Source organism: Neobacillus rhizophilus, assembly GCF_018343535.1.
Taxonomy (GTDB): domain Bacteria; phylum Bacillota; class Bacilli; order Bacillales; family Cytobacillaceae; genus Neobacillus; species Neobacillus rhizophilus.
Window position 1 is genome coordinate 953,029 of sequence record NZ_JAGYPF010000001.1, and the last position, 16,793, is coordinate 969,821.

The following is a 16,793-nucleotide window of genomic DNA, read 5'->3' on the forward strand; positions in this document are numbered from 1 at the left end:
ATCGCCCATACTATTCAATTAAAAGTAGTAAGGAAGCAGAAAACCATTCTTCTGCTTCCTCCATGCTTATCCCCGTAAAACGTGTTTCAGGACTTTTCCACTGGCGTTGCGTGGTAATGTATCGAGAAAGTCTAGTTCTACGGGTAGTTTGTATTTAGCCAGTTTTGTTTTGCAGTAGGTGAGGACGTCCTCTTCTGTAAGAGTCCTTCCTTCTTTAGGTACCACAAACGCTTTGGGGACTTCACCGTAAATAGGATGCGGGACACCAACTACCGCAGCCTCCAAGATTTCCGGAATTTGGTATAGGACTTCTTCGACCTCGACGGGATAGACGTTTTCGCCGCCCCGGTTAATCATATCCTTTTTCCGGTCTACGATATATAACAGGCCATCCTGGTCAAAGCGGCCTAAATCTCCGCTGTATAACCAGCCATTTTTTAATGCCTGCCGGGTGGCTTCGTCATTTTTCAAGTAACCCTTCATCACAAGCGGCCCTTTGACAACAATTTCTCCTACTTCCCCGGTTGGCACTGGCTCGCCAAACTCATCAACGACCTCGACCTCGAGACCTGGCAAAGGTTCGCCGACAGAACCCACTTTGTCCAGAGCATAATGGTCTTTTAAGGTTGTGGCGCCAGGTGAATTTTCTGTCTGCCCATATAAGTTTTGTACTTTTACATCAGGATAGCGTTCCTTTACAGTACGAACCAGTTCATATGGCATAGGAGCGGCCCCGTAAGTGAACAAGCGCAGTCCAGATAGATCAGTATTCGCCATTTTAGGAGTATTTAAGAGAATACTATAAATGGCCGGAACCCCAAAGAAGATTGTCACCTTCTCTTTTTCCATTGTTCTCAAGGTTTGCTCAGGTGAAAAAGCCTCCTCAATCACCACTGTCCCGCCCTTATAAATAGTAGGAACGGTAAAACAATGGCTCGCAGCACAGTGGAACAGTGGGGTCACTATATGCATACGGTCAGCTGCGGATATTTCCATAACATCTGACCAAATTTGAGCAGCCGCACGGACATTTCCGGCTGATAACATAACCCCTTTTGGCTTGCCAGTCGTTCCGGATGTGTAAAAAACAACCGCTGTATCATTCTGATCTATCTTTACAGGCTGAAAAGGGATTTTGTCGTCTGCTAAAACTGCCAGGAACGAATCCTCACCTCCAACTGCTAAACGGTCTTTAAACTGCTCTAAAGTAGAGCCAATCTGATTCAAATGGGCTTCATACCTTACATCATAAATGATCGCTTTCGCTTCAGAATGGCTGAAAATATACTCCACTTCCGGTGCAGTTAATTTCGTATTGACGGGCATGACCGAAAATCCGCCCAGCTGGCAGGCATAATAACAGATTACAAAATAATCAGAGTTGGGCAGATAAACCGCAATGATGTCATCTTTTTGATAGCCCTTCCCCTGGAAATACCCTGCTAAATTTTTCGCCTGCTGGTATAATTGGCCGTAGGTCATCTCCCTGCCCTGATAAGCGGTAATCACCTTGTCCGGCTGCAGCTTTACATGTTCTTCTAATTGTTCTGAGACAAACATTTAATACAACCCCACTTCTTTATTAGGAATTTTCCGAATAAACTAAATAATTCTCTTTATTTTCTAAAATTCCTCTATATTCAACAAATTTCCGCAGGTTTCTGCCGAGTCTCAAGAATCTAATTCGTTCTTGTCACATTAGAATAAAAATAAAAAGCTGTTTTCGTAAATTAACGGGTTCACTTTTAGATTCAAAAAGGGAAAAAACAGGTCAATTCACTGACCCATTCGCAATATTATCCCCATTAAATTCCCAAGGCAATTATGTATGAGTTTGACGTCTGAAATTAGTTTAATAGAGCATTTTGAGTAACCAATGGAAGCTATTGCCGACCGTAATTGGGGAACAAGCAGCAAAACCACCCCAAAAAGGTAACTTTTCAATTACCTTTTTGGGGTGATTACCATATATTTGGATATACTTTCCGATTTGGAGTGGTTACTTTCCAATTGGGGGCAGTTACTTTCCATTTTTACGATTTTACTTACACTTTCTGGCCAAATACTTTTCAAAATACCTGATTTACTTTCCAAGCTATTTTACAGGCGGGAATTCACAGCAAAAAGCCCGGCGGAGAGCCTGGCTTAGGTAACATATGAGATCTTAATAATACCTTTTTAAAATTTACTCGCTGGATTTGGGGTTTTACTCGTCAACTTTTGACTTTTACTCGCCTAATTTCATGATTTACTCGCCCAAATCAAGATTTTACTCGCCAACCCTAAACTCAAGAGCATTTTGCGTTGCCAACGGAGGCTATATGCGACTGGACATATTATTTTTCCGAGTGTTCGGTCGCATATAACCAAGCAATAAGTTATTCCTTCTTACTTGGAGCAGTTTTTATATTCGGAAAGCAACATTCATTTAGAAAAGAGCCAAATAAAAAGCTGACCCAAAAGTGTCGTCATTCAACAACCTTTTGGGTCAGCCTCTTTACCTATATGATGAAAGATAAAAATCGCAGCAAATTATCCGCGTCTTCCACCTCTACCGCCCTGTTTTGCAGTACTGTTACGTTTTAGGGTAGACAAATTTTCTTCACTAGTCTTTAAAAATTTAGCCATTTTATCTTCAAAACTTTCCTTTGGCTTGAAATTACCTTTTGAACGAAAGTCTTTGGAACGATTATCCCCTCTACCACCCGGACGTGATGGGCGTTGAGAATAAGAAGAGCTTTGTCCTTCGGGTCTATCAACCGCCTTTTTAATGGACAAGGAAGTTTTCCCGTCTTTCATACTAATTACTTTTACTTCAACTTGGTCGCCTATTTTAAGATGGTCATTTACATCTTTTACATAGCTATCCGCTACTTCACTGATATGCACAAGACCTGTTGATCCATCCGGTAATTCTACAAAAGCTCCGAAATTAGTAATGCCTGTTACTTTACCTTGTACTTTGCTGCCAATTTCTACTGACATATTAATGGTTTTCCCCCTCAAGAATGTTAAAAACACTTAATTATAACAAATTAAACGAAATGAAACAATTGATATTGATGCCTGGATAATATTCTACTAATTATAAATGGTTTAGAAGTATTTTTCAATATATCATCATACCTGAGCTGCTTCAGTCCCCTGATAAATCCGATATGCTGGAACAATTGTGTCCGATACAATTTCTTTTCCTTTTTCACGAATGAAGTCCAATTTATAATAGGCATCGAACCTTCGGCTGATTTCCGTTTTCACCAGTTCGGGCGGAGTGACGACGATAAATTGGAACTTCAGTTTTTCGGCGACAGAGAAGATCGGGTCAAGGACGTGTGCTGACGCGGCTTGTCCGAACGGATTATCACAGACTAAAGGAACCCAGCTTTGGTCTGACTCATTTTTAACTGACAATAACATCATCATCATAACCATTCGGGCAGACAGCTTTTGTCCTCCACTGCCATCTGATTTCGTCTTTGAGCCCTGATTTATGGTCTGCCAAGTTGAATAATGCTCTCTTTGCGGTTTTCCGTACATAAAGGCATTATCCGTTCGCATGTTATAGACAAGAAGCTCAGGATATCGATTTCGTAGGGATACAAACAAAATCTGCTCATCGCTAATAAGTTGTTTTATTTCTTGGTCTACAGCAAGATTATTATGATCAATCGTATCAAATTGTTTGGTAATTTTGTTGATGGCAGTGACAAAATGCTGCTTCAGCAGCGGCTCGATATCTTCGGGCTTTTTAGGTAAAATATCTTCTTTTAGCTGCACAAGCGGGAAGGATCCTCGTTCATTTTTCAGCTTCATTTTTGCAATCATGGAACGAATCGCCTCTGAAATACTCATCACCTTCATGCTTGCCCGGCTGGCCCAGAAGTTTTGAGCCTTTTCTGCCCGTTCTTTGTCACGTTCTAATTGTTCCAAACCACCTTGTGAGAAGCGCTTCATATTTTTAACGATGCTTTGAATATGCGAATAATGCCTCGTATCCATATGGTCTAGTGTTGTTAATACTTCATTTTTAAAACGAATCTCCCAATCTTTTCCTTCAATCGTTTGCTTAACATTACGTAAGGATTGTTCGATTTTCGCATGCTTCTCTTTGCCTTCTTCCTGAATCACTTGATGTTTTTCACACCAGGATATGATACATGCTTTCCCTTGACTCCTGACTTTTTCTACATCCATATCAGTAAATGCTGCCGCTTCCTCCTTAAGGACCACGGATAAGGTTAACAAGTCCCCTTCGAAACCTGCAATGTTGGAGTCTATTTCTTTTTGGCGCTTTTCAGCCTGCTTTACTTCCTCTATCGTTAGTTTCGTTTGGTCTTGTATTTCTACTCCTTTTACTTCTAAGTCAAGCCCTTCCCATTCTTCAGGCGGCTTTTCATGTTTGGCCACTTTCTTTCCTGACTTATCACGCTGAACAATTGCATGCTTCAAGGAAGTTTCTGCGACGGTTACAGCCGTTCCTTGTTCCCGTTCTTCCTTTTCCGCAGTCTTTGCTTCCTTTTGGGCTGTTTGCAGCATATTTTCTAATATGGTTATAGGTTCATCTGGTTCAGGAGCGTCTTTCCACTCCTTGTTATAGGTATCTAGTTTTTTCTCTAATTTATTTTGCTGCTTTTGTTCTGTTTCTTTTTTTGCTTGAATAACCAGCAATTCTCTTGCTTGTTCTTCTTTTGACTTTTGGAGCTGTTTTAACTCTTCAATACTGCTATTTAGCTCCTCTAATAAATGAAATGACAACCGTGGGATGTCCTCACACTGCTCTGCTTTTTCATCAGAAGGAAATACCGCTGTTTCAATAAAGACGCCAATCTCTTTAATCGTTTGTTCGGTCGTAACCTTCCATTCTAAATACGTTTGATGCCACTTGGTTTGCAGGTCACTGATATTTTGGTGCTCTTTTCCTATTTCCTGTTGCGCTAAAACTGAAGCTTCCTTTTGTTCCTCTTTCTCAAACTTCACACGTTTATTTTCTTGATGAATTAACTTTTCACGATCAAATTCCTCTAAAGTTTCTACATCTTTTGTAAGCTTTTCGATTTTTTCTTTTGCAGCCTCAATCTGTTCTTTTAGCTGCAGCTGTAATTCTTTTTCTTTTTGCTGCTGTGTTGTGATTTCCTGTAATTTCGTCTTCATAGAATGAAGAGTGAACTGTTCCTGATTGAGCTCTCTCTCAATATCCACCGCAAGCTCGTGTGATAAAAATCGATCCATTTCTTTTAAAATACGACGTAAGGACGTTTCTGTTTTTTCAATTTCAATAAGTGTTTCTTTCTTTTCTTCTATTTGCTTAGCAATACTAATTTTCCAGTTGGTAAATTGATTTTTATCGGTTAATAGCTCTTTCTCTGTTCCGTTAATAATCACAAAGGTTGGCTGGTGATTTTCACTGTTCATTTCCTCACGTAAAAATATCGGAACTGGACTTTTAAACATTCTACTAGAAAGAACCTGCTGATTAATCTTTTGCCATTGCTGCCCGCTAACGACTAACCCATATGGAAGGAGCGGATATGTCTCAAGGTAATTCGCAAGTTCTTCTTTACTTAAAGATTGGAGAAATTGCGTTCCATAAAACACATCGATTCCAGTCTTTTCATCAATCCATTCTTTTAATTCTTTCACATCTTTATTCGGTATCCAGAAGTGCTCATCATTTAAGGAATGATCCAGTTGTATTTCCCATAGATCTTTTTTAATTTGTTCACCTTGTTCTCTATTATTGCCTAGTATGTCTTCAATCTGGATGACATATTTCGAAAGAAGCGCATGAGTTAGTGGTGCAGCGACATCTTCTAATAATCCACGAAGCCGATCCAACAGTGTTGCTTCTTTTTGTGTTTGCTCCTCATTTGCTTCCTTTAATTTTTCACATTTTTCTTCCGAAAACTGAATCGATTGGACAAGCGTACCATGAGCAGTGGCAAATTGGTTTTGCACTTCACTAGATTCTTTATCTTTTGCTTGCAACTCTTCTATAGAGACCTTTTTGTTATCAATTTGTTTAGAAAGAAATTCGATAAATCCCTTTAAATCATAGGTTATCCGGTCACCAAATTCTTTTATGAGGTTTTCTTCCTTAGACTCAAATGTATGCATTTGTGTATATAGGAGATCAATTTCCGTACTAAGCCGAGCAATCTCACTAGTCTTTAGTTTCTCCTGCTGCGACAGGTCGTTTCCTTTTTTCTTCAAGAACTTTTGATAGCCCAGATACTGCTTAACAGCTTCTTTAATGGAAAGATACGAATGATCCCATTGCTTTCCTGCTTCTTCTTTGATTTCATCCATTCTTTGATTTACTTGCTCTAGGCCGCTATTTTGTTCTAATGTCGCAATCTGCTGTGAAAGAGCGCGAATACTTTGCTCGTTTTCACTCCACTCTTTTAATAATACCTGAAAGGCTAGCTGTTCTTTTCGTTCTTGTTTTTCCTGAACTATTGCTTGTAAGGAAGTATGCTTATTCCTTCCTTCTCCTAACTTCTTCTCCCAATCCAGTACCTCTCGGTGAGCTTTTGCATATTCTAGATTGTCTTTTTGATAGCGTAAATCAGCTTGCCTTATCGTTAATTTTTCAATGTCTTCCTTTAAAACAAGCAGCATTTCCTCTTCCGATTGCTTTAAATGTTCTAAAGCACCTAACAGTTGTCTACCTTCTTTTATACTTGCTTGCACAATGTCTTTATGTTCTGCTCCTTTAGCTAGGTTCTCTTCAAAAGGGACAATGTCTTCTAAAAATTCCTTATGTGCTTGCTCTCTTTTTAGAAGAATAGGCAAATCTTTCGCGATACTCGCCTGACTTTTGAAAATCTCGACAAGATCGTTCTTTTGCTCTTCTGTCCGGTGCAAAACTTGACTAACCGTAGGAATGATACGTTTTTGGAATAGGGAATGATCATCCTCGGCCCCCTCAAAGTATTTGCCAACGCCGCCTTCATCCTTGTTAATGTCTTTCATAATATCCCAATCTTTACGGTTAATTCCGTATGTATCAAGAATGCGATAGTGTTTCTTTGTATCTCGGTAAACATCATAGCCATTCCATTTTAAATAGTCCTTCAGGCTTTCAGTATCAGCAACCTCATCATTTTCAAATAATGGAATATGCTCTAGCGATACCTCTTCCTTCCGTTCAAATTCTCTTGTATAAAACGTAATATTAGGGACGATCTTCGCTTCCTGTTCCAAGGTTTTGCGATCATTACCACTTTCTTCATTCATCGAAATCCGCTGTTCGGCTGAGAACATTCCTCCCGTTACCAGATGCCGTCGGTCTGAACCGTCCAATTCCCATTGAATGAGAACATGAAAGGTATAAGGAATAAATTGCTCTTTATTATTAAAAAAGAACTGCTGATAATAACGATTGTTTTGTTTTCCCCATGAGGTTCCAGGTTTAAGAATTTGGAAGATGGTTTGCAGAAATACCCCTTTCCCGCCCCCATTCATCATCGCAATAAGGCCATTTGTGGATGTCTCGCCATTATGAAAGTGAAAGGTGGTATCTTTATATTGCTTTTGCATGCCATCATACTTCAGGCCTACAATTCTAATTCGATGGATTTTCGGCATGCTCCTCCTCCTCCTCCGTAGTCATTAGTTTTTTGAATAATTCATAACGATCATAATCGTGATAGAGGTATTCAATTCGCTCAAACAGCTCTTGTTTCGGAATTGCTTTTGGAATATCATCCCGGTCCAGAATGATAATTAGTCCCTCTGTCTCTAATAAGCGCATGCTGCTTGCAATTAAACCGATTCTGGTACGTCTATTGCCTTTTTTAGCCCCATAATCATCCGTTTCAACCTCCATGTATTTCCAGGTTGTCACAACATCCTTCATATCAATTCTTTCCTCTTCTCCGAATACGGGTTTCACTTTAAGAATACTATCCCATTTCATGATAAGATCGTTGACAAGACGCTCTAATGCGTAATAGCTAATTCCTTCCCGCTTCGTACGGATTTTAGCAGCCTGATTGCTGTCAATGGCCGCCAAAAAAGCCATGATGACAATACTAACAAGATGAAAGTGCTTTTTCGATTCGATTTGCTTATGCTTGTCTTTCAGATGCGTAAAATTTGTAGCAAAGATAGAGCCAGTGGGCTGGACAACCAAATGGATCCGTTTAGGCGATTCAATAATATATGTACCTGATTCGTCTGTTAATAAAAGAACGGTCTGTCTCACTTCCGGATCAAAATACGTCTCGAAATGTTCGCTATTTTCGTCAATTACTTTTTCTTTTAATAGAGTAAAATAGACAGCTGATGCTTTTTTAATGGATTCTGCATTCATCTTTTTTCCTCCAGTACACAAATCTTAAACGGGGTAATTTTCGTTTGATACCAAAGAAAAGACTCCGCCCGATGATCAAACATTGTAAAGATTTTCAAGCCTTCAAACACTTGAAATTGCGGATATTCCTGCATTAGTTTATAAAGAAGAATTTCCCGCTCGTCACTTAATGTTTCTTCTTTCCGATGCAGCACTTGAACCTTTAGCGGCTTTTTATCAAACATCATCCATAAATCAATCGATTCAGATTCTTCAAACCATAAATCCTGTACTTCTAATGGAAGCGTGGATAAATCAGCTAATGAAAACTCTCCGTATGTTTGTAAATGCTGAAAAACATAACTCCAGGCCTTAACTACAGACTCCCAGTTCGTCACTCGCAATCGAGTAATGCTTTCTTCTGATTCTTCTTCGATTACAGCATCCGTTAGTTGTTTTTCATCAAATTCTTGTTCACCCCAGATCCAATCAAGCGGCAGAATAAATTCATTCTTCGGTGAAAATAAGGGAGAAAGAACTCTTTCAATCGTCTCGAAACTTTTGACCCCTTCCTTCATTAACCAATTTTCATAAAAATGTTCGCGAAATGATACCAGACTGGTTTCCCAAAACAAGGAGGGGTTCTCCGCCTTTAATTTCATCTCATAGGAGATATTTTGAATAACTAGCTTGGCAAATCGGTCATGCAGCTGCCTTGTATGGCCAATTTTTTCTTGGAGGAGAAACAATTCTTTTTGGATAGGATGATCCTCTTCATTTCTTCGTTTCGATTTCTCTATCATCCTAGTAATGGTCCGAAAGTGATTTTTTTCTTCCTCAAATTGCTTTTCAATTTCAACCCGATTGTCGGCCCTTTGCCATTCTTCTTCCATCAGCAAAATTTTAGGATTATTGATCATTTCCTTTTGGAAAGTGAATTCCTTTGCCATTAAGCGATTTACGCGTGAAATGAGGTGATCGAGGTTTCGGGTAGCTTTTCGAAAATTACCATTCTTAATTAGCTGCATACTATAAAGCTGTTCGATTGTGATGGAGAATTCTTCGGCCATTTCCCTGCTCATAAAAATCATTTCCTGAGAGACATCCGTAAGTTTATAAACAATCGATCCGCCCAACTCTAAATTCGTATATATTTCATCCATCGTGACATAACGAAAGACCTGAGTTTCCCATGATTGTTTTATTTCATCGTAATATAAAGCTTCAAACGGTTGGCTATACTCTTCTTTTCCTTGATATAATAGCCCGCTTGTAATCCGGTCTATTTGCTTATCGTCGGCCAGCAGCTTCATTTGCTTAATGGAATCCTCTACCATATACTTGATATCGGATTTGCGTCTATGATCATCATCATTTAGTTCCCGGTAAAAGATGGTCAGGAGCACTTGCATGAGAATCGTTTGGACATAAGGCTTCAGCTCCCCTACTTCCATTCCCCTGCCAAGCTCAAACAGTGGATTTAATCGTTGCATCCGCTGGGCAAAACCTTCCCATGATTCGTTCACATCCATCTCCTCCATGTTTCAATCGTTAATACCTCTTGCGGGATTCGCTTGTTTTCCTGCCATAATTGCTGTAATAATGCCTGCTCCTCATCTGTAAACCATTGAAAAAATAAATCACGGTATTTCAGGTTTTGCGTTTGCCCCATTTTCTGGTCATTTTTTTGTTCTCGACATTCTAGCATTTTCCGATAAATTTTTAAGGCAGGCTGAATGCTGCAATCTGGGTATTTTTCAATTAGCCTGATGAGGATACCGTACCCTGCCGCATCAAGATCCCCTGCGTAGTAGAATAGATAGGATTTGGGCGGAAACATTCGAAAGAAAAAGGAAAAGCTCTGTTCAATTTTCGTGCCTTCCCCATAAATAATGAGCTCTGGCTCATAATCGAGTTGATTCGCTTCCAATAATTTAATAGAAGTATGAAAGAACGATAGATTTTCGACGATGAGTACTCTATGAATATCTTTTATTTCTTTCCCTTGTTTCATCCAAAATACAAAAGGCTCCCCATACTTCACCATTTTAAGTTGGTCCTCAGATATTCCGATTCTCGTTAAAAAGCCTTTTCCATCAGGAAATTGATCACTATCCAATAAGAATTTTTCATGGCCGAAGAGTTCCAGGCTTCTTTCTTCGAATGATACGATTTCCCGTTCCAGGCTGGACTTTAGAAAACTATATAAATTCTCGATTCGCTGCCATTCTTCTTTCGTCTGCCATTCGGGATGCCGCTCATAATAGGAAAAATCAAACCGATCACTTAATTTCATCATCTCAAGACGATCCCATTTGTCGGCCTGAACTTTTATATTGACCCAGTAATATAAGGCAAGAGCAGGGGTTTTACCATTGTATTGATTATTTTGAATAGGGATTAGCTGTCCCTCCGCTTGCAATGTTTCAATTGCGCGATAAAACAACGAATAGCCGTCCATTTCAAAATAATCATCCACTAGCTTGCGTAACTGAAATTCTAAATCGTTACTATTAATTTTCTTTTTTTGTTTAGGGTGTTGAATATCGCTAATAAATCCTCTCACCCTTGTTTCAATGATGTCGATTGTACTCACCTACTTACATCTTCTTGGGGTCATGAATAGACTCCGAATACCTTATTTGGCCATCCTTTTATTATAGACTAGTTGCGTGATTGTTCGTAAATGAAATTTTTCTAAAATAATAGATTGAATAAACAAAAAAACGCATCAGTGAAAAAATTCACCGAAAAATAATGCCTGACCCCCGGCGCTGTAACGCTTAAAATGTCGGGGGTCAGGCACTGGAATTCAGTGTATAATTATTTTAGGGCTTTACTAACTTTTAGCTTCTTCCCTTTTATGGTTGTATTCTCCATGGCTTGTAAAACGAGCGAGCCTTTTCCGTTCAGAATATCAACATAGGACATTTGATCCTGGATCGTAATAATTCCAATATCATCTGCAGTTACTCCAGGAATTTTCGCAATCGTTCCAACAAAATCTACTGCTCGAAGCTTCTTCTTTTTTCCACCGCCAAAATATAGTTTCATGATATCTTGGTTAATTCTGGCGGTTCTATTATTTCTTACGACCCGTCGGCCGCTGATTTTTTCCTTGAAAGCAGCTTTTTTATCAGCAACTTCGTGTGGCTTAGGTGCATCCATTATTGGTATTTCAAAGCCAATATACCGTTCAATATCTTTAACGAATTTTCCTTCATAAGGTGTCGCAAACGTAATCGCTTTTCCTTCATTTCCTGCGCGACCGGTTCGGCCTGTCCGGTGGACATAACTCTCTTTTTCCATTGGAACATCAAAGTTGATAACAAGTGTCACATTATCAATATCAATACCTCGCGCTGCTACGTCGGTGGCAACTAAATAACGGAAATTCCCCATTTTAAAACCATCCATTACAGCAAACCGATCTTGTTGTTCTAATCCGCCATGGAGTCTTTCACAAGAATAATCGGATTCTTCCAATTCGGTATAGACAGTATCAACGTGTTCTTTTGTTCGGCAAAAAATAAGACAGCTGTCTGGATTTTCAACGACGGTGATGGCCTTTAGGAGTGGAATTTTTTCATCTTCCGTCACTTCAATTAAACGATGTTCTATTGTATCCGCCGTGACACCGGTAGCCTCAATCTCGACATTAATAGGATTTTCCATATACTTATGGCAGAGGTTTTCAACATCCTTAGGTAATGTTGCCGAAAATACCATTGTTACTCTGTTTAAAGGGAGTTCATTGATAATTGCTTCGACTTCATCGATAAAACCCATATTAAGCATTTCATCAGCTTCATCTATAATGAGATACTTTATTTTATCTAGAACTAGGGTCCCTCTTTCAATATGATCCATAACTCGTCCTGGGGTACCAACAACTACATGGGTTTTTTGTTTCAATTCTTCTTTTTGTTTCGTAAAAGGTTCTTTTCCGTAAACAGCCATTGCTTTGATTCGTTTAAACCTTCCAATATTCGTGATGTCATCGCGAACTTGAACTGCCAATTCTCTGGTTGGTGTAAGAATTAAGACCTGTGGCAGTTTTTCTTCCCATTGGATCAGTTCGCAAATAGGTATTCCAAAAGACGCAGTCTTGCCGCTGCCTGTTTGAGATTTTACAACAAGATCTTGATTTGCCAATGCTAACGGAATAACTTTACCCTGAACCTCTGTCGGAGCTTCATATTTTAATACCTCTAAAGATCTTCTTATTTCATCGCTTAAATTATAAACCTCAAAACTAGTTTCACTCATGTATTAACCTCGTTTTTTATGTATTATCCGGCTTATATATAGGATTTCTCTCGAAGAAATATCATATGCATAATCTGAATAATAGTCATTATACTTGAAATGAGGGGAAAAACGAACAGTGAAAAACACTGTTGCAGCTGGGGGATTCAAAATGGGCAGTAAAACTCAAAAGTGGCTTTAGTAAATTCCATAAGAGATTAAATATTCCGATTTGTATAAATATTTAATTTCATTTCATTGTATTTCCACAGAGTCTAAGATAAAATTTTGATTAATATATATCTAAATTCTATAGGTGTGGGGTGAGAGTCTTGGAACCCAAAATCCTTCGCTATGTGATTATGCTAGCAAATGAGAAAAACTTTTCAAAAGCGGCGGAAAAACTTCATATGGCGCAGCCCTCCTTAAGTTATCAAATTATGAAACTAGAAAATGAGCTTGGTACTCAATTATTCAATAGAGGTCATGGTGAAGTACAACTGACCTATACAGGAAAAGTTTTTGTTGAACACGCCTTAAAAATAAATGATCAATTCAATCAGTTAAAAAAACAAATCGATGATGTAACCGATATGCAGAAAGGTCAGTTGTGTATTGGGAGTTTGGCAACAACAGGTGCATACTTATTACCTGAAGCCATTTCAGCATTTAAAAATAAATATCCTGGAATAGAACTTGTCCTCCTTGAAGATAATGCTCCCAACCTAGAATTACTGGTGTTACGGGGGCAGGTTGAAATTAGCTTACAATCTATGCCCATAACACATAAAGAACTTGAAATAGAAACCATACTAGAAGACGATGTTTATCTCGCCGTTCCTCCTTCACATCCTCTAGCCAAATCTAAAAAGGTGAATTTGAGTGATTTTCAAGAAGAGTTCTTTATCCTATTAAAAAAAGAGTCTTCATTTAGAATAGAAACGGAGAATCTATGTAGAAAGGCTGGTTTTGAACCAACGATTATATTCGAAAGTATTAATATATTGACTTGTCTTTCTCTAGTATCAACAGGGATGGGAATTACCTTCGTCCCGGGTATGGTAATAAAAAACACGCCGGCTCCCCAACCGTTAGTTTATTTGCCAGTTCGTTTGGCTAACAACCATAAGAGAAAAGTCGTGTTTGTTTACAAGAATGGAAGGTATCTTTCTAAAGCAGCGCGTTCCTTTATCGACATTATGAAAATAGTTACCAATTCGAAATACACCGGTTAAAAGAAGACTAAATTAAAAAAATGTGGATAATATTCTTGAAAAACCCTCGAAATTATCCACATTAAAGTGTATGAACTTTATATTTTATACCATTACAGAATGCCAATTGCTACTGAAGGGAAAATCCAAACAATAACAAGTACTAGTACAGCAAAAAGCGCGAATGGCAAGACGCTTTTCATGATTAATTCTAAAGGTTCTTCGGGCATGATAGATTTGATTGCAAATAGGTTCATCCCCACAGGTGGAGTAATTACAGCAAGTTCCATATTTAATACCATAATAATTCCGAACCAAACAGGATCATATCCCATAGCCATTGCAATCGGAAAAAAGATAGGTGTCGTAATTAATAATATAGAAACTACCTCTAAAAACATACCCATAATGATCCAGATGATATTCATAATGAGCAGGACCAGTAATGGACTTACTGATAGTCCAATAAGAACATCTGATAAATACTTTGGAAGACCCACTAAAGTTAGAGCGGCACCAAAGACAAGTGCGCCAACAACGATGCTCAGAAGCATAGCCGTTGTTTTTACAGATTCCACTAGAACATTCCCTAAGTCCTTAATACTTAAATTTTTATGAATAAAGACTGTTAAAACTAAGGCATAAATCACACCAACTGCAGCTGCTTCTGTAGGTGTGTAAATTCCTTTATAAATTCCACCAAGAACAACCACTGGCAGCAACATATCAGGAAGAGCTTTAAGCGTGTTACGCAGTCGATCACTAGTCAAATGAGATGAATCAATATTGAGACCCCGAGGTGCTTTCATCGCCGTCCAAATGGAAAGAATAAAAGCCAAAATTAATCCGGGAATAATACCCGCCATAAATAGCTTACCCGGTGATGTATTAGTTAATGATGCATAAAGAATAAGCGGAATACTAGGCGGGATAAGGATACCTAACGAACCACCGATAGCCGAAAGACCATAGGTAAGTCCTTTGGAATATTTTTGTTTTTTCATTTCAGGAATAGCGATTTTTCCAATTGTCAGTACGGAAGTCATACTCGATCCAACAATGGCAGCAAAAAAGGTATAAGCTGCAACAGTAGCAACACCGGTTCCTCCACGAACTCGGTGTAACCAAGAATTAGCTACCCAAAATATGCGTTCTCCACTTTTACCCTGATATAAAATCTCCCCCATCAGAATATATAGTGGGATGGCTACAAAAACAAATTCAGATAATGACTTGTATAGAGTCATAGGTACCTGAATCATAAACTGATCGCCTACCGTAAAAAGGATTGTTAACAAACCGGACAGTCCTAGTGAAAACCCAATAGGTACACCTAAGATCAAACAAATCAATAGAGCAGCTAGCAATATAAGTATCGATGTTAAAGAGATCATTTTATACACTCCTTTCCGTTTTAAGCTGTTCTGGCATCCAAGCTTGGATTACTGAACATACCGCTGCAATTACAAGAAGAACCCCACCAATACAGATAAATGAATAGGGTATCCATAAAGGGATTTCAAGGAGGGTAGGTGACCCCATACCTAATCTAAAAGCATTTTTGGTATATTGATATCCGTACACTACAAGTACAATGGAGTAAGGGAGAATTAGAAACGCTGAAAAGGCTTCCAAAATTTTTCGTGGAGTCCCCTTCAATCTTTCGATTAAAAACGTTACACGCAACTGCTTTCCTTCCATTTGAATACAACCCATTGTGAAAAACACAATAAATTGTAAAATATAGGTTGATACTTCATTTGCCCAGATTGTAGGAGAATTAAAAATATACCTGGCTACTACATCATAAAAAATAGAAATAGCTAAAATTGCCATTAAAGATGCTGAAATATAGACGCAAGTATGTTGAACCTTATAGATCATTTTTAAGAAAAAATGCATTTGCTTTTCACCCTCCTTGTTTAAAGTTTTGGTACGGGAGGATCCATCCTCCCGTACCTATTATTCAATGAATGTAGCAATTTACTGATTCGTGTTAGTTTGCCTTTTGAGCTGCATCATATAGCTGTTTCCCCGTATCCCCTGATTTTTTTAAATAATAATCATAACGGCCCTTTACTGAATCTACCCATTTCTTCCGATCTTCCGCAGATGGTTTATAAAGCTCCAATCCCTTAGCGGAAAGTTTTTGTAGATACTCTTCAGCATCACTTTTAGCCTTTTCGCGAGAAGCTTTCTGCGCTGTCTCGGAAGCTTTTAGCACTGCATTTTGTACATCCTCTGGAAGCTTATTCCACCAATCCATATTTACAACCGACTGGAAGGGAAGGTAATGTATTTGCATATCAGTCCCATATTTTGTTACCTCGGTAAGTCCCCGGTCTACAACAGATGATGGTCCAGTTGAGTATCCATCTATGGTCCCTTGCTGCATGGCCTGATAAACTTCTTGGGAACTCATACTAACGGGCGATGCCCCTATTTCTTCTAACATAAGGGCGTTCCCTTTGCCAAATGCCCTCATTTTTAATCCCTTTAGATTTTCAGGCAGCTTTATTGTCTTATTCGCATATAATTCCACCGTTCCGTATTGTGCAAAGCCAATCATTTTCATGTTATACTTTTCTAACTGCTTACCAAATAGTTTTCCATATTCCCCATCCTCAGCTGCCCACTCTGCTTCCCATGAATCAAATAGGAAAGGTAAGTCAACAATACGCAGAGGCTCTGCATCTTCCCCTGCAAGAAAACCAACGTTTAATTGTCCAATTTCAACCGCTCCGTTACTTACCGCATCTGGTAATTGTTGGTCATTATATAACTGACCGTTTGGAAAGGTTTGAGGATTCAATTTAATAGAGGTATTTGCTGTATTTTTCTTAATTTCCTTTGCTAGCTCTTCAAAATAAATCCCTGTAGAATGTTCGGCTGGCAAATTATAGGAAATTCGTACATCCATCTCTTTTTGTGCGTCCCCATTTTGTTTTGAGGAGGTTTCCGAGGATTTACCGCATCCTGCAAGGATGAGAAGCAAAATCGTACCAATTAGTATACTTTTATTCCAAAATTTAAACATA

Annotated in this window: 11 protein-coding genes; 1 reads left to right on the forward strand and 10 read right to left on the reverse strand. The window is 38.7% G+C overall.

All coding sequences use genetic code 11. The features are described from left to right. Positions 1 to 66: 66 nt before the first annotated feature. The 7 genes from KHA99_RS04415 to KHA99_RS04445 form a co-directional block, all read right to left on the reverse strand. Positions 67 to 1,560, reverse strand: coding sequence for a class I adenylate-forming enzyme family protein (locus KHA99_RS04415; RefSeq protein WP_213116192.1), 1,494 nt, complete (start codon positions 1,558 to 1,560; stop codon positions 67 to 69). A gap of 972 nt (positions 1,561 to 2,532) precedes the next feature. Continuing rightward, positions 2,533 to 2,985 (reverse strand): S1 domain-containing RNA-binding protein, encoded by a 453-nt coding sequence (locus KHA99_RS04420; protein ID WP_213116193.1) that lies wholly within the window; start codon positions 2,983 to 2,985, stop codon positions 2,533 to 2,535. Positions 2,986 to 3,120: 135 nt separating this feature from the next. Further along, complete coding sequence (locus KHA99_RS04425; protein ID WP_213116194.1) at positions 3,121 to 7,587, reverse strand: coiled-coil domain-containing protein; 4,467 nt, start codon at positions 7,585 to 7,587, stop codon at positions 3,121 to 3,123. After that, positions 7,565 to 8,314 carry a DUF6063 family protein gene (locus KHA99_RS04430; protein ID WP_213116195.1) on the reverse strand — a complete coding sequence of 250 codons (750 nt, stop codon included), beginning with the start codon at positions 8,312 to 8,314 and terminating at the stop codon, positions 7,565 to 7,567. The genes KHA99_RS04425 and KHA99_RS04430 overlap by 23 nt, the downstream gene beginning before the upstream one ends. Then, positions 8,311 to 9,825, reverse strand: a complete 1,515-nt coding sequence (locus tag KHA99_RS04435) for a hypothetical protein (protein ID WP_249366426.1) — start codon at positions 9,823 to 9,825, stop codon at positions 8,311 to 8,313. Before KHA99_RS04435 ends, KHA99_RS04430 begins: the two co-directional genes overlap by 4 nt. Next, on the reverse strand, positions 9,816 to 10,889 hold the full coding sequence (locus KHA99_RS31325; RefSeq protein ID WP_213116197.1) for a Wadjet anti-phage system protein JetD domain-containing protein: 1,074 nt from the start codon (positions 10,887 to 10,889) through the stop codon (positions 9,816 to 9,818). Before KHA99_RS31325 ends, KHA99_RS04435 begins: the two co-directional genes overlap by 10 nt. A 227-nt stretch (positions 10,890 to 11,116) precedes the next feature. Then, a complete protein-coding gene (locus KHA99_RS04445) occupies positions 11,117 to 12,562 on the reverse strand; it encodes a DEAD/DEAH box helicase (protein ID WP_213116198.1) in 1,446 nt (481 codons plus the stop codon). A 311-nt stretch (positions 12,563 to 12,873) separates the two neighbouring features. On the opposite strand from KHA99_RS04445, the gene KHA99_RS04450 reads away from it, so the two are divergent. Further along, positions 12,874 to 13,776, forward strand: coding sequence for a LysR family transcriptional regulator (locus KHA99_RS04450; protein WP_213116199.1), 903 nt, complete (start codon positions 12,874 to 12,876; stop codon positions 13,774 to 13,776). Between the two features lie 92 nt (positions 13,777 to 13,868). Here the strand turns inward: KHA99_RS04450 and KHA99_RS04455 are convergent, their stop codons facing one another. The 3 genes from KHA99_RS04455 to KHA99_RS04465 all read right to left on the reverse strand — a co-directional run bounded on the left by KHA99_RS04455 (position 13,869) and on the right by KHA99_RS04465 (position 16,792). Then, on the reverse strand, positions 13,869 to 15,149 hold the full coding sequence (locus KHA99_RS04455; RefSeq protein ID WP_213116200.1) for a TRAP transporter large permease: 1,281 nt from the start codon (positions 15,147 to 15,149) through the stop codon (positions 13,869 to 13,871). A gap of 1 nt (position 15,150) precedes the next feature. After that, a complete protein-coding gene (locus tag KHA99_RS04460; protein ID WP_213116201.1) occupies positions 15,151 to 15,657 on the reverse strand; it encodes a TRAP transporter small permease in 507 nt (168 codons plus the stop codon). A gap of 94 nt (positions 15,658 to 15,751) precedes the next feature. Continuing rightward, the gene (locus tag KHA99_RS04465) at positions 15,752 to 16,792 is read right to left on the reverse strand and encodes a TRAP transporter substrate-binding protein (RefSeq protein ID WP_213116202.1); all 1,041 of its coding nucleotides are present in this window, start codon (positions 16,790 to 16,792) and stop codon (positions 15,752 to 15,754) included. Position 16,793: the final 1 nt, after the last annotated feature.